The organism is Paenibacillus sp. FSL H8-0175, assembly GCF_045040615.1.
Lineage (GTDB): Bacteria > Bacillota > Bacilli > Paenibacillales > Paenibacillaceae > Paenibacillus_AQ > Paenibacillus_AQ odorifer.
The window spans coordinates 3,519,133-3,532,889 of the sequence record NZ_CP150299.1 but is presented as its reverse complement, the minus strand read 5'-3'; the positions used below and the strand labels follow the sequence as shown (position 1 = coordinate 3,532,889).

Annotated in this window: 13 protein-coding genes; 5 read left to right on the top strand and 8 right to left on the bottom strand. The window is 45.0% G+C overall.

Annotation, left to right across the window (positions count from 1 at the left end; translation table 11 throughout):
- Positions 1–98 precede the first annotated feature (98 nt).
- The 7 genes from MHH46_RS15800 to MHH46_RS15770 form a co-directional block, all read right to left on the bottom strand.
- A complete protein-coding gene (locus tag MHH46_RS15800) occupies positions 99–1,115 on the bottom strand; it encodes a sugar kinase (RefSeq protein WP_076190348.1) in 1,017 nt (338 codons plus the stop codon).
- A complete protein-coding gene (locus MHH46_RS15795) occupies positions 1,108–1,863 on the bottom strand; it encodes a 2-dehydro-3-deoxy-phosphogluconate aldolase (RefSeq protein ID WP_076190349.1) in 756 nt (251 codons plus the stop codon). The genes MHH46_RS15800 and MHH46_RS15795 overlap by 8 nt, the downstream gene beginning before the upstream one ends.
- Positions 1,856–2,908 carry a DgaE family pyridoxal phosphate-dependent ammonia lyase gene (locus MHH46_RS15790; RefSeq protein ID WP_376747833.1) on the bottom strand — a complete coding sequence of 351 codons (1,053 nt, stop codon included), beginning with the start codon at positions 2,906–2,908 and terminating at the stop codon, positions 1,856–1,858. Before MHH46_RS15790 ends, MHH46_RS15795 begins: the two co-directional genes overlap by 8 nt.
- Positions 2,909–2,921: 13 nt before the next feature.
- Positions 2,922–4,055, bottom strand: coding sequence for an amidohydrolase/deacetylase family metallohydrolase (locus tag MHH46_RS15785; RefSeq protein ID WP_076190351.1), 1,134 nt, complete (start codon positions 4,053–4,055; stop codon positions 2,922–2,924).
- 144 nt (positions 4,056–4,199) lie between these two features.
- Positions 4,200–5,093 (bottom strand): sugar phosphate isomerase/epimerase, encoded by an 894-nt coding sequence (locus MHH46_RS15780; RefSeq protein ID WP_036677301.1) that lies wholly within the window; start codon positions 5,091–5,093, stop codon positions 4,200–4,202.
- 24 nt (positions 5,094–5,117) lie between these two features.
- Entirely contained in the window at positions 5,118–5,975 is an 858-nt protein-coding gene (locus MHH46_RS15775) for a sugar phosphate isomerase/epimerase (protein WP_076125572.1), read from the bottom strand.
- The gene (locus MHH46_RS15770; protein WP_076125574.1) at positions 5,972–7,030 is read right to left on the bottom strand and encodes a Gfo/Idh/MocA family protein; all 1,059 of its coding nucleotides are present in this window, start codon (positions 7,028–7,030) and stop codon (positions 5,972–5,974) included. The genes MHH46_RS15775 and MHH46_RS15770 overlap by 4 nt, the downstream gene beginning before the upstream one ends.
- Positions 7,031–7,153: 123 nt before the next feature.
- On the opposite strand from MHH46_RS15770, the gene MHH46_RS15765 reads away from it, so the two are divergent.
- Positions 7,154–8,023, top strand: a complete 870-nt coding sequence (locus MHH46_RS15765) for an AraC family transcriptional regulator (protein ID WP_036677307.1) — start codon at positions 7,154–7,156, stop codon at positions 8,021–8,023.
- 70 nt (positions 8,024–8,093) lie between these two features.
- On the opposite strand, the gene MHH46_RS15760 is transcribed toward MHH46_RS15765, so the two are convergent.
- Positions 8,094–8,597, bottom strand: coding sequence for a DUF1572 family protein (locus MHH46_RS15760; protein ID WP_036677310.1), 504 nt, complete (start codon positions 8,595–8,597; stop codon positions 8,094–8,096).
- Between the two features lie 252 nt (positions 8,598–8,849).
- Between MHH46_RS15760 and MHH46_RS15755 the strand changes: the two genes are divergently transcribed.
- The 4 genes from MHH46_RS15755 (at position 8,850) to MHH46_RS15740 (ending at position 13,748) form a co-directional block, all read left to right on the top strand.
- Positions 8,850–10,934 carry a subtype B tannase gene (locus MHH46_RS15755; protein WP_218642201.1) on the top strand — a complete coding sequence of 695 codons (2,085 nt, stop codon included), beginning with the start codon at positions 8,850–8,852 and terminating at the stop codon, positions 10,932–10,934.
- Between the two features lie 165 nt (positions 10,935–11,099).
- Positions 11,100–11,792: a response regulator transcription factor gene (locus MHH46_RS15750; protein ID WP_076184620.1), complete on the top strand. Its 693-nt coding sequence runs from the start codon at positions 11,100–11,102 to the stop codon at positions 11,790–11,792.
- Complete coding sequence (locus MHH46_RS15745) at positions 11,789–13,036, top strand: cell wall metabolism sensor histidine kinase WalK (RefSeq protein WP_076190352.1); 1,248 nt, start codon at positions 11,789–11,791, stop codon at positions 13,034–13,036. The genes MHH46_RS15750 and MHH46_RS15745 overlap by 4 nt, the downstream gene beginning before the upstream one ends.
- 142 nt (positions 13,037–13,178) lie before the next feature.
- The gene (locus tag MHH46_RS15740; protein WP_076125581.1) at positions 13,179–13,748 is read left to right on the top strand and encodes a hypothetical protein; all 570 of its coding nucleotides are present in this window, start codon (positions 13,179–13,181) and stop codon (positions 13,746–13,748) included.
- Positions 13,749–13,757 lie beyond the last annotated feature (9 nt).

Sequence of the window (13,757 nt, the reverse complement as noted above, 5' to 3'; positions counted from 1 at the left end):
CCAATGGATCTGATTCTTGGCCTGAACAAAAGTACAGTGTTTATAGCGATAAAAAAAGCCACCGCACAGGCCTGTTCTCCTGTAAGGCAGCTTCTTCTTTATCTCAATATATCTTTTACAGCACCCGTCAGTACACCAATAACTTCTTGCTCGGAGGCCAGCGGAGAGTCTCCTTCTACTGTGTGGGCTAGCATTCCGGCCGCGGCCGCAAAGGCTACAGTATGCTGAGGATCAAAACCTTCCAGCTCACCATGAATTATACCACTGGCATATGCATCTCCAGCCCCGACTCTATCAAGCACCGGAAAGGTTAAGGTCTCGGAATAAGCGAAGCAACCGGCTTTGAAGATATAACCGCGCAACGAATGGCGGTTATCATCATGAATGGACCGATGCGTTCCTGCTACCGTACTTAGACTGTAGCGTGAAGCTACTGTGGGAATCAGCTCCTGAAGTTGTTCTTCTCTTGAAGTTCCTTCGGGCTTCATACCAAGGATTAGCTTTGCGTCTTTTTCATTCATCAGCACGATGTCGGCCAAATGCAGCATGTCTTCGTAATGGGAGCGTGCCAGCTCATAGCCTCTCTCCCCCCAGAGCGATGGGCGGTAATTGCAGTCAAAAATGACTAGGCCACCGTGTTGCTTAACCGTTTCCGCATAAGTTTTCATCGCTTTCCGCACATCATCGTTCATTGCCAGTGTTATCCCGCAGAAATGAACAGCATCCGCGAGGTCTGCCAGCTCTGAGAATGGATAAGTACCCGGAGGAGCAGTATTGAAGCTGCTCTCCGGGCGACCGGAATAAGTCACTCGGGAGGGGCGAGCCCCGAATCCGTTTTCAAGAAAGTACATCCCTATACTTGAGCCCCCACGCTGGATATGCTCCGGCTGGATGCCCAGTCGCCGAAGATAGGCTGTTGCTGCGTCACCAATAGGATTCGCAGGCAGTCTGGACACCAAAGTCCCCCGATGTCCGTATCGGGACAGTGCGGACAGTACATTGACTCCGGTGCCGGAGAACGAATACTTCAGCAGGTTACCTTGAGATAACAGTTCAAAGCCTGGGACCTGTAGCCGCATCATTATTTCACCAAAAGCGGCGATATGTTTAGGCATATTGATCCGCCAGCTTTTTCATCGTCCGATACAGCTGTTGTATGTCCGCCACTCTCGTTGCTCCGCTCTGCGGATCGATGATCGATGTATAGACATGGGGAATCACCTGCGGCACTCCTGCTTCCAATATAATGGACAAGATCTCTTCAAAGTTGTCCAGATCGATACCGCCGGTCGGCTCCAGCGCAAAACCCTCTTCCGCACAGGCTTTGGCCACAGCGATTAGCTCCGCTTTACGGCTCAGCCCCTGCATCGGAAAATACTTTAAAGCATTTCCGCCCATATCCCGAACCAATGCAATGGCCGCATTTACGGGAATTACAGCGGGTACAGATTGTGCCGCACTGGCCGGGCCGGTGGAGATATTCACAAAACCAGGTTGTCCCGTTGGTGCGATCATACTGTTAATCCAACTTTCTTTCGCTCCAAGGTTGGCACGGGTCGCACCAACTGCTGGGAATACCTGATTAATGTGGCTGCCAGCATAGGATTTGACAATCTCTGCAACAACAGCAGCTTGCCGATTATCACCCGCACCTAGTCCTATTGATACCGCACCGTCAATTTCCCGCCCATATGCCTCCATCGCCTGCACAGCTTCTTCTACCGTTGCATAGTCTTTGGACAATACACCGACCAGTACATAACCTTCGGCAGCAGCAAATACCTCTTTGGCATTTTCTATATCCTTAGCCAATACGTTTAAGGCCACCCGACCTTTATAGAACCGCTTGTTAATTTCAGACATTGCTTGCCCCTCCTGTCAATTCCCTTATCCTCGCTGTAATCATTTCTATGTCATCACCCATTAGCGGACGCGGGTCAATATCAAAATAACCTTGCCTTACCCCATAGTCTCTAGTGTAAATAGCCACTTCACCTTGTTGAAGCTGCTGGGATAGCTCAAGTGCTGTTATTGCGCACTGATTCGGGTCCACATGGATGCGTCCACGGTAAATCGCCCGGCCTGCTTCATCCTGCACGATAGTTACCCGAATTCCGGGAAGCCCGTCGAGCGGCATCAGCAATTGGAGCGTAGCTTTTTCCTTTTCGCTTGTATCCTGTTTGTGAGCATATTCATCCAACGCTTGCATCAGGCCGAAGGATGTTTCCTTACCAACCTTCATGCTGCGGCCAATGCCGTGAAGCTGCACTTTCAGCCATTCAATATAAAGACGTTTTCCCGCCACAAGTCCGGATGTTGGACCTTCTATGGCTTTGGAGCCACTATAAATGACCAGATCGGATATTTGCACGTATTTCTGCAGATCCTCTTCCGCTGCAGCATCTACAATAAGCGGGACGTTATGAGTTTGGGCCACAGCCCAAGCTTCCTCTACAGAGATCATATTCTTCTGAACGGCATGATGAGATTTGACATACAAGATAGCCGCAGTCTGCTCCGAGATCGCAGCAGCCAAATGCTCCGCCCGTCCTTCATTGGCATAACCTGCTTCCACTACTTTACCGCCGCCGAGATAAACCATGGTTTCCACTGGTGCACCGTATTGTACGTTATGACCTTTTAGCATTACAATTTCATTTCTAACAATGCTATCCTGATGGAGCCGCAGACTTGTACGAATATTACCGCGGGTTACCAGCGCCGCCACGGATAAAGCAATTCCACTGGAAGCCGAGTTCACGATCACCGCTGCTTCAGAACTTGTATGACGTGCAACATAATCCCCCGCTTTATCCACCAAATCGGCGATTTCCACATAACTCTGTCCGCCTTGACGCATAGCTTCCATCACCGTATCGGTCGGTGCCGATACCCCGAGGATGCTCATCCGGCCGCTTGCATTAATAACTCTTTTCAGGCCGTATTTCGCATTCCATGTATTTGTCACCTATGATCACTCCTATAGCTTGAATGGTTTGCTGCGCTACCCGGCGTTCCCCCTCAGAATCTACCAGCTCAATCTTCTTATCCGTCACACGAAAAAGGGTCAGATTCGCCTTGTTGTTGATCCGAATCTCCCCAAGTTCCGGGCGTCCCAGCCACTGAGCTGCTCTACTCGTCACCCGTGCAATTGTTTCTTCTAGGGAATATCCCAGTGCAAGGAATTTGTTCAACAGATTCGCCATGGAGTAAACTGGACCATTCATACGGTTGCCTCTGTATATGTCTGTGCTGATCGTATCCGGATCAATACCGTTTTGTTTGGCCGCCTCGGCCACAGCGAACGAGAAGCTAGCTGTACCATGTCCCACATCCAAGTGAACCCCACGCTCAATTGCATCTATCAGCACCTGGAGCGGTCGATTCTCCTTATCGAACAAATTGTTGCTTTTACCATTTAGATAATGGGTTATCACGTCGTTGCGTTGAAGTAGCGGTAAAACCTCACGGATATCCGGCGGTGCGGAGCCTATATGTACCATCAGTGGCAGCCCGGTCTTTTCCGAAAGCTCCAGTGCATGTTGAAGCGGTTGAATGCCATTGTCACCCACTACGCTTTTGCTGATTCTGGCCTTCAAGCCTACGATAAATTCAGGATAAGCAACTACCGCCTGAAGCACCTTTTCATGATCAATCCACTCTAATTGGGACAACTCGTCAATTCGCATCAGGCCAATCTTTGAAATGTTAAGAAAAGCAAGCAGTTGCGTTGCTGACTTTTTCCCCGCCTCTGCCAGCTCACCAATACGCTCCGCTCCGCAGCTACCTGCGTCCACGAGGGTAGTCACGCCACATTTGATTCCGATTTCATCGATCTCGTCTCCATACGGATTCAATTCTGCAAACGCATGTACATGCAAGTCGATCCAGCCGCTAGAGACATACGCCCCATTGGCTTCCACGACCTTGAAACCATGGTCTTCGGCGGTGCCTCCGGGAACAATCTGGACTACGTTGCCATCAGCTATGACAATGTCCACTTCCGCTCCATTCAGGACTTTCGCCCGGCGGAGGAGCAAACGTTCTGCTGTCATCGTCACACCTTCTTTCCAAATTCAGAACATTACCGTCCTAGGTCTTTCCCGCACAATCTATAACACAAACAGTCCCAATGGATGTAGGATCTTTTTTCACAGGGACTGTTTGAATGAACTATTTATTCTTTATCACTACCGTGTTCAGACCCGAAACCCCTTTAAAAAATTCACAGCCTGGCGGATATCTTCCTCCGGATTAGTGCCAACTTCCCGTTCTATGGTCAGGAATCCTGTATAACCGATGTCGTTCAGTGCTTGCAGATAGTTGTTCCAATCAACAGAACCCGCTCCGAGCGGAACTTCACGGAATGCCGAGCCGGTCTCGGCCATTTCAGCGATTTTCTCATGGTCTAATGCTGGTGCTTCATAACCATATTGACCGTAAACATCGCGTGGATCGATATCGGCAAGCTTGAGACCATCTTTAGCATGGGTGTGTACAATGTAGTCTTTTAGAGTATGAACACCTTGCACCGGATCATCACCAGTCACCATGACCATATTGGCCGGATCAAAATTAACGGAAACCCCTCTGGAACCCAGACCGTCGAGGAACGTCTTCAGACGTGCAGCGGGTTCTGGCCCAGTCTCAATCGCAAAATAAGAATTCATCTCATGTGCATATCTGCTAAGTTCCTCACAGGCAATGTGCATGGTTTCATAGATTTTACTGGCTGGATTAGAGGGAACAATACCGATATGTGTAGTTACGATATCTGTACCTAGCTCCTTGGCCAGCTCCATAATGCGCTTGGACTTTTCAATTTTGGCACGGTTCTGGGCAGGGTCCTGAAAGCCATGTCCGCCTAAATCTCCAACGAGGGCAGAGATTTCTAAACCCAGCGATGCAATGTAATCCTTCCATTCACGGCGTGCTGACTGAGAGAGAGTAGCGGGATCAAATTCGCCTTGTACCGCATAAATCTGAACTCCATCTGCCCCAGCTTCTTTTGCCTTGCGCAATCCCTCTTTCACTCCAACCTGAAAGCTGTCTACGATAACACCGATTTTATTAGTGATAATTGGTTTAACCATGGCATAATCCTCCAGTATAATGAATTAGATTTGGTTCCAAACCCGCTTGATGTATTCCAGCCCCAGTCTTGTTCCCTTACGGCACTCTTCCATTCCCTCAAATTCTACAGAGATATATCCATCGTAACCGCTTTCCTTAACGATTCGAATTACACTCGGCATATCGATGTCTCCTTGACCAACGATGGCACCTCTCAACCAGTTCCCACCGGAGGATTGGAACCAACCTTCGCCAGGCTGGCGGTCTTGCGGACGAATATAGAAATCTTTGAAATGCACCATTGAAGCAAGCTTGATGTTGTTAGGTACAGCTATTAGCGGGTTCTCATCTGCGCACAGGAAGTTCCCAATGTCGAGTGTTGTACGGAAGTTGTCTCTACCCACCGCATGAACCAGCGCCTGTACACGATCGCTGTGCTGAATAAAGTATCCATGATTCTCCACACTGGTCGTAATGCCTAAACCTGCGGCATAATCGGCAATTTCTCGGCAGGCTTCAGCCAAACGTGGAAGCTCTTCCAAAAAATGCGTGATGGATAGATCGTTTGAGGAGGCTACATCATGCCGCATCCGCTGAATGCCTAATGCCGCGCACACGTCTACTTCCCGCTTTACCCGCTCGACTTCCCGCTGCATTTCCGCTGTCTCCAGCCCGGCAAAGTTCGCCCCGATAGCATAATTGGATAACTCTAGTCCACGACCCGCTGCTGTTCGTACAATCTGATCTATTAGCTCAGGATTTTCAACCAGATTAATACCTAAGGGTACAATCTCCGCATGTTCTGCGCCCAGATCGGCGATCGTCTCAATGACTCCTTCAAGCGTGAGCTCACCCGTTGAAAAAGCCGAATGCAAACTGTAAGTGCTGATTCCTAACTTCATAGTTTCACCTCTTCACCTTTGGCTGCGGATTCATAGATCGCGCCGAGTATCTTCATAATTGTAACGCCGTCTTGCACAGGACTAATCGGTGTAGAGCCGGTACTGATGTTGCTCGCAAAATGATTAATTTCATTCTGGAATGCACTGTTGAACTCAAACCCCTTATTATCGGTCTGCGGATAGGTATTGACGATCGTATCCGCCTGTTCTTTAACGATGACTATCTCAGGATCAATTTCAAAACCACCCTTGTCACCGTACAGGCGTACTGAACGCTCGTCTTCTTTGGCATGCAGTGTAAAGCTGACATCGACCATTAGCGAAGCTCCATTCTCAAAGCGAATCAGTGCATTCGCTAAATCTTCCACCGTATTGTTCGCTGCGTCGTAATCGGCGGCTTTATAGAATGAGAGATTCTTAATATTAGAACGATTGCCGAGCTTCCGGTAGGTATTAGCACTTACCGATACTGGATTCGGACGGCCCATCAAGTACCAGCATAGATCAATCACATGGACACCAATATCGATCAGCGGTCCGCCGCCGGAGCGTTCAATATCACTGAACCAGCCGCCGGGATTGCCTAGTCTCCGGAACGTCGTTGCTTTTGCATAATAGATTTCGCCGAATTCTCCTTGTTCCACCAACGTCTGAAGGAGCTGGGCATTGGAGTCATAACGTCGTACAAAGCCTACTTGCAAAATCTTGCCGCTCTTTTCCACTGCTTGCTGGACCTGAAGCGCTTCTTCAACCGTACGGCAAAGCGGCTTTTCCACAAGCACATGCTTGCCTGCCTCAAGCGCCGCGATGCTGATCTCGGCATGAGAGTTGTTCCATGTGCAGATGCTGACTGCATCTATTTCGGAATTGGCCAGTAATTCACGATAATCCGTGTATACCTTCTCGACATTATATTCTGTAGCAACTTCGCGTGCACGCTCTTCATTCAGATCACATACCGCATATATGGTTGTCTGCGGATTATTCCGATAAGCACTTAAGTGCATGCCGGAGATAGAGCCCGTACCTATTACGCCAATTTTGATCTTATCCATTAACACTCGCTCCTTTATTTTGCATAGGTTATGATTCGTATTATAATGATTTCAACCCTAAACACCATGCAGAGCCTTGCGGTTTCATTTGTACAATTGTGCTATAGGAGGTGCAGTCTATAAATGTTGGACTATGATAAACATCTACAGGAACCCATGGACATGCCGGATCCCGAGTTTCCGATTAAAGTACATACCCAGCGTTTCAACCAAGAAGGAGTTATGTTGTTCCCACATCATTGGCATGAGCATCTTGAGTTTATATTTATTGAGAGTGGTGAGGCTGTTTTTGAGTGCGGACGAACACCGATCAACGTTCGGGCTGGCGATTTAGTTGCTGTGAACAGCAACGAGCTGCATTATGGGGTAAGCGCTTCTTCTGATTTATTGTATTATGCGATTATTGCAGATACTTCTTTGCTGCATAGTGCGGTAAGCGACGCTGCCGAAACCAAGTTCATCGCCCCGATTCAGCGGAACCAGCTGCTGTTACGTAACCATATCCGGGGGGATCAGCATATTACTGACTGTGCTTTGGCGATTATTCGGGAACTGGAACGTCGCGAATTTGGTTACGAGCTGGCCGTCAAGTCCGAGCTATACCGCCTGTTAACGCTGTTGTTGCGCAGACATATCGTCACCGTACTCTCACAAGCTGAGCAAGAGAGGCGTATTCAGACCGTTGAACGCTTCGCACCTGTTTTGCGTTATATCGATACCCATTACCAGGAACCGATTCAAGTTGACGAACTTGCGGCGCTAACGGGGCTAAGCCGCTTCCATTTCAGCCGTCTCTTTAAGGAACTAACTGGGCATACGATATCGGAATATGTAAATGCTGTCCGTTTAGACCGTGCAGATTATTTGCTCCGCCATACCCAGCTAACGATTTCTGAAATCGCTACCACTACCGGCTTCAGCGATATCTACTATTTCAGCCGCACCTTCAAAAAGCATAAAAAAGTAACCCCTAGCAGTGTGAGGGGATTCTAGTTAGAGTGAACAAAGGACTGCCTCTTGGCAGTCCTTTGTTAGTGTATGCAACGTTCCTCTAGTTAAACTATTATTGCCATACAAGCTGTCCCTTTCTTATTTTTGCTGCATAGATGATTTGGCCTGTATGATAATGGACTTCTCTCACCATCGCTATCATGAGATTAAGAGCAGTGGTCTCGTTATTTACTTGGCTATATGTAAGGGGTGGCAAATTAAGAAAGGGTTGTGACATCAATAACTCCGGGTTAGATTGGAGCCGTTCAAGATATTGGATAATAATATCAAAAGCATCCCTGGTCATGGTTATAGCTTGTTCTTTAGTCATTTCTAGACCTCTTTCAAACTCCCTCTCTCTATCTCTTGTATCAGGAATATCTAAAAGAATGGTTTCAATTCGTGAGTGTACTGCTCCGCTAATATGAGCAACCAAATTTGCAATACTGTTACTTTCCACGGTTGGGGACCATGTAATATCCTCTTGGGTACATTGCTCGATTGCTTGGAGCGTCCATTTCTTTTCCGATCTAAATTTAACCAACATACTTTCAATTAACTCAATGGCGATATCCATTGCTAACCTCCTATTGATATAACCTATGTAAATTTTACCAAACTCATCTCTACTGTCAAATGAAATCCAGTACCAATGCTATTTTTATGCCACAATGTTTTGTTACATTCTTATCCGAGCTCCTGAGTAGAGTTAATTGATAACGTTTGTTGGCCTTAAAAGAAGGAGTTGGTATATGACACTGGATCATTCAGATTAGTACAAAAGAGACTGATGAGATTATCTACTATTTTTAGAAAAAGGAGATACGAAATGAAACTTAAAAAATGGATTGCCCCTATCCTCACATGTTCTCTGATGAGCCTCTCTTTCGCTACAGGATCTGCAAGTGCAGCAACTAACAGCGAGTATAGCTTGAAATTCAATGCGACTAACTATACTACAAAGACCATAACGGTGGATGGTCAATCCGTCACTTATCGGGCATATGAGAATATCGTTTATGTAAAGAACCCTGTAGATATTAATTATGAAACTATGAACGTCTATGTCCCTGAGGAATACTTCCAGGGTAAGTCGATCGGTAGTTACACCGCCGATACCGCACCTATCTTCTTCCCAAACCAGGTTGGCGGGTATATGCCTGCTCAGCCAGGTAGTACTGAAACAGGTAAAGGAATGGGTATGGGGGCAGGTCCACAGAACGGCGCTCCGAAAACAAACAAGGAATCCGCAGCAGCCCCAGGCGCCGATACAGGAACGGAATTGAATAAACCCGCTGCGGGTAAAGACGAAAACGCAGGAACACCTTCATCTGAATCTCCCAGTGCTATCGCAGTTGCCCTGTCCAAAGGTTATGTGGTCGCATCTCCAGGCGCTCGCGGTAGAACTACAAAGGACGAAAAAGGTGTTTACACTGGTAAGGCACCCGCAGCTATCGTAGATCTGAAGGCGGCTGTCCGCTACCTTCGCTTTAACGACGACATTATGCCTGGTGACGCCGAGAAGATCATCTCTAACGGCACAAGTGCTGGCGGCGCGCTCTCCGCATTACTGGGTGCTACCGGCAACAATGCGGAATATGAGCCTTATTTGGAAGCGATCGGAGCAGCTGATGAGCGTGACGACGTTTTTGCCGTTTCGGCCTACACGCCGATTACGAATCTAGATAACGCAGATGCAGCTTATGAGTGGCAATTCAACGGAATTAACACTTATGAAAAACTTGATTTCTCCGGAAATACGGATTTTAACATGGAAAGAAAGTTGGTAGAAGGAACATTGACGGAGGATCAGATTCAGGTATCTAACGAACTGGAAGCTATGTTCCCTGAATACGTCAATAGTCTAGGACTTACGAATACTGACGGAACAGCTTTGAAGATGGATGCGGACGGCAATGGCACCTTTAAAGATTACATCAAAGCTTTTGTGATCGCTTCAGCGCAAAAAGCGTTAAAATCGGGTACAGATCTGTCCGACAAAACCTGGATCACCATTGAAAATGGCACTGTTACGGATATCGACTATGATCAATATCTTGCATACTTGGGCAGAATGAAACTGCCTGGAGCCTTTGACGGTTTAGACCTGAGCAATGGTGAAAACGATCTATTCGGCACAGCGAATGTCGCTGCACAGCATTTTACTCAGTTCGGTTTGGAGCATGATACAGCGGGGGGAACACTTGCTGACCAGAATCTAGTGAAAATGATGAATCCAATGAACTATATCAGCACTGAGGGAACAACCACTACAAATAATTGGCGGATTCGGATGGGAACCAAGGATAGTGATACCTCCCTCGCTGTTTCTACTATATTGGCAACAGAACTTGAGAACAAAGGTTCAAACGTTGACTTTGCAATGGCTTGGGATATTCCACACAGCGGAGATTACGATCTGGATGAGCTTTTTGCTTGGGCGGACAAGGTTAGTGCTACTTCGCCAAAAGCATCCGCAACTGCCATTCCTTCCAAATCATCATTGTTGGTGAATGGTAACAAGATATCTGTTAACGCGTACAATATCGACGGCAGCAACTATTTTAAATTACGGGACATTGCTATGGTTGTAAACAACACTACACAACAGTTTGAAGTGACATCGGATGAAAATACGAATACTTTAAACATTACATCTGACAAAACGTACACTCCGACGGGCATTGAACTTTCAGCATCTGTAGATACTAGTTCAAAGACCGGTGTTATGACAGCCACTAAGATAACTTTGAACGGACAAGAGATTTCAGTAACGGGCTATAATATCGGCGGTAGTGAGTATTTTAAGCTGAGGGATATTGCAAAATCACTTGATTTTAATTTGGAATGGGATGCTGGAACGCACACCATAAGTATAGATACTTCTAACATCTATAAGGACAGCAATAAATAATAGAACAGTAACTTATTCTGGTTACAAGAGGCCGATCCTTCAATCGGTCTCTTTCCATTCCATGTAGAATGCGATTATTTCCCTCACCAACATGCAGTCTTCCTTGCTCCTTTTAGACAATTTACATACAATAAGGACCAAGATATCGGAATAAAGGTGGTAGCTATGCAGGGTAAAGTGAACATACTAATTTGTGATGACAATATAGCTGTGCATGAGAGCATATCTGCTTATTTACAGGCGGAAAATATGGAATATGAATCCGTATACAATGGTGAGGAAGTTCTTTACAAATTGGAAGATCAGCATTTTGATCTCATAATTCTAGATATTATGCTGCCTGGACTTTTTGGGACAGAGGTCTGTCGTAAGATTCGCTTGACTAGTAACGTCCCGATTATAATGCTGAGCGCAAAAGGTGAGGAAACTGACCGCATATTAGGCTTGGAAATTGGTGCAGATGACTATATTACAAAACCGTTCTCCCCCCGGGAGGTCGTCACAAGAGTAAAAACCATTTTAAAACGCACTCATTACACCTTTCCAAGTGAAGACGCCATCCTGACGCTGGGAGAAATGAAGATTGACCGAAATGCTTTTAATATCAAAATTAATGGATCACGAATGGAATTTACACCTAAAGAGATCGAATTGCTTATCTATTTTACAATTAATAAAAACAAGGTGCTTTCAAGAGAACAAATCTTAAATAAGGTCTGGGGTTATGATTATTTCGGTGATACTAGAGCCGTTGATAATCTCATAAAAAGAATGAGAAAAAAACTGCCTGAAAAGAATTTGGGATTTGAAATCAAATCTGTTTATGGGATGGGCTACAAAATGGAGACTTCCACATGAAAAAAGTAACTTCCAACAAAAAAGTGATATATCTGGCCATCCTCTTTTGTTTCATTTTAGGACAACTTGGAGGAACCTTGATTATTAAACAGCTTTTTTTGAATTATAAATTAAAAGATATGCTGCCTCAGGCCTCTGCTATAGCTGCTGAAATGGCACAAAATGAGATGAGCATTCGAGGTTTTAAACCGTATCTTATGAAGGTGTATGATTTAGAGGGGAATGACCTTTCACCTGGTGACGAAAATAAGCATCTTTTTTTCAATGTTACATCGGAAGAATTCAAGGATGCCCTTATAGATTATATTCCCGAAGTAATTAAGTACAATAAATTCGCTGCGATTAAAAATATTAATGGGTTTCCGAGTAAATCCATTGTCGTAGGTGCACCTATTATTCAGGATAAACAAGCGGTCGGAGTCGTCTTTTTATTAGAACCTGGCAGTGAATTTCAGGCGGTATTGAATGGCTTCTATTACGTTTTTACAGGTACCCTTCTGTTAGGCACACTAATAATCAGCTTCTTTATATCCTCCTATCTAAAGGAGATGAAGCAGCTTGAAAAGACTCGTCGGGATTATATAGCGAATATTAGCCATGAGCTGAAATCTCCCATTGCCTCTATCAGAGCTTTAACGGAGACGCTGGCAGATGGAATGATTCAAGATGAAGAAAAAACAAATAAATACTATGGAATTATTTTATCCGAATGTGCGCGCTTGCAACGATTGATTTATGATGTACTGGAATTATCAAGAATGCAAAATAAAAAAGAAACTTGGAATAAAGAAAAAATAGATACTCAGGAATTAGTCATGCTTATTGAGTCTAAATACTCTTTCTTGTCCGATGAAATGGGCATTGTATTTGAGATTACAGATAACGCCAGAAACCTTCCAGATGTTTTTTCTAATAAAGATAAAGTGTTGCAATTAGTCAATATTTTGATGGATAACGCCATGAAATACGTTCAGGAGGATGGGAAAATAACTTTTGATGCTATTGTGCATTCGAGGGTTGTAACTGTGCAGATATCAGACAATGGACCCGGCATTGCAAAAGAGCACCTCCCTTATATCTTTGAAAGATTTTACAAAAGCGAACAGTCCCATAATGAAAAAGGAAGTGGTCTTGGGCTTGCTATCGCCGAGGAAATTGTAAATGGTCTGGGAGAAAAAATATCGGTTACAAGCAAACCGGGAAAAGGAACGGCTTTTCAATTTACCATTAGACGGTTCAAATAATAACTCTCTCATTTAACACCAAGAAGGTCAGGTAAGGGTATTTCCCTCTACTGACCTTCTTATATTTTATTAATTGTGTAAAAGAAACTATCTTCCATCTTATGGGTATAATTAACATAAAGCTCTATAGGAGGGAAAATCATTGAGAAAAATAAGGAAGCTGATTCTTTTAGGATTTTGCATCATGATTTTACCGGGAACCGTGATTTATGCTGCAGCTGGCTCATCTGAAGTATCATTATATTTGAATAATGTGCTTCAAAAACAGCCCGCAATATTGTCCGAAGGTTCGATTTCCTTGACGACTGAACAGTTGTCTAAAGATTTATTTGCACTATTCGCCTTGGATGAATCAGGTAAAACCGTTCGAATCTACAAGCCTAATATAAACATGGTTATGCTCGATAATAACGGAGAGATTTTTGGTAAAGTAAAAAGCCCGTCACGTTTTGCATTTTCGACTCTATTACAGGTGGATCATTTAAAAACAGAAATTTCAGATATTAAGGTTGTGATCACCGATCCTGCGGATAAAACAGAAACCATTGATGCTCAACAAATTAAGAACAGCGAAGAAAACTTTTGGTTCAAAACCAATGAGTATACATATTCCTTTACTACAAAGGGCACCTACACTATTCAAGTATTTTTTAAAGATGTGGCTTCGAAAAAGTGGTTTCCTGTCTCCGAAATTGATATATTTGGCATTTGAATTCCAGTT

What these genes read in the sequence shown, in the direction of transcription:
- MHH46_RS15745 (WP_076190352.1), top strand. Translation starts at nt 11,789, where the DNA reads ATGAAAAAAGTAACTTCCAACAAAAAAGTGATATATCTGGCCATCCTC.
- MHH46_RS15800 (WP_076190348.1), bottom strand. Translation starts at nt 1,115, where the DNA reads ATGCCTAAACATATCGCCGCTTTTGGTGAAATAATGATGCGGCTACAG.
- MHH46_RS15770 (WP_076125574.1), bottom strand. Translation starts at nt 7,030, where the DNA reads ATGGATAAGATCAAAATTGGCGTAATAGGTACGGGCTCTATCTCCGGC.
- MHH46_RS15780 (WP_036677301.1), bottom strand. Translation starts at nt 5,093, where the DNA reads ATGGTTAAACCAATTATCACTAATAAAATCGGTGTTATCGTAGACAGC.
- MHH46_RS15750 (WP_076184620.1), top strand. Translation starts at nt 11,100, where the DNA reads ATGCAGGGTAAAGTGAACATACTAATTTGTGATGACAATATAGCTGTG.
- MHH46_RS15785 (WP_076190351.1), bottom strand. Translation starts at nt 4,055, where the DNA reads ATGACAGCAGAACGTTTGCTCCTCCGCCGGGCGAAAGTCCTGAATGGA.
- MHH46_RS15775 (WP_076125572.1), bottom strand. Translation starts at nt 5,975, where the DNA reads ATGAAGTTAGGAATCAGCACTTACAGTTTGCATTCGGCTTTTTCAACG.
- MHH46_RS15755 (WP_218642201.1), top strand. Translation starts at nt 8,850, where the DNA reads ATGAAACTTAAAAAATGGATTGCCCCTATCCTCACATGTTCTCTGATG.
- MHH46_RS15795 (WP_076190349.1), bottom strand. Translation starts at nt 1,863, where the DNA reads ATGTCTGAAATTAACAAGCGGTTCTATAAAGGTCGGGTGGCCTTAAAC.
- MHH46_RS15790 (WP_376747833.1), bottom strand. Translation starts at nt 2,908, where the DNA reads ATGAGCATCCTCGGGGTATCGGCACCGACCGATACGGTGATGGAAGCT.
- MHH46_RS15765 (WP_036677307.1), top strand. Translation starts at nt 7,154, where the DNA reads ATGTTGGACTATGATAAACATCTACAGGAACCCATGGACATGCCGGAT.
- MHH46_RS15760 (WP_036677310.1), bottom strand. Translation starts at nt 8,597, where the DNA reads ATGGATATCGCCATTGAGTTAATTGAAAGTATGTTGGTTAAATTTAGA.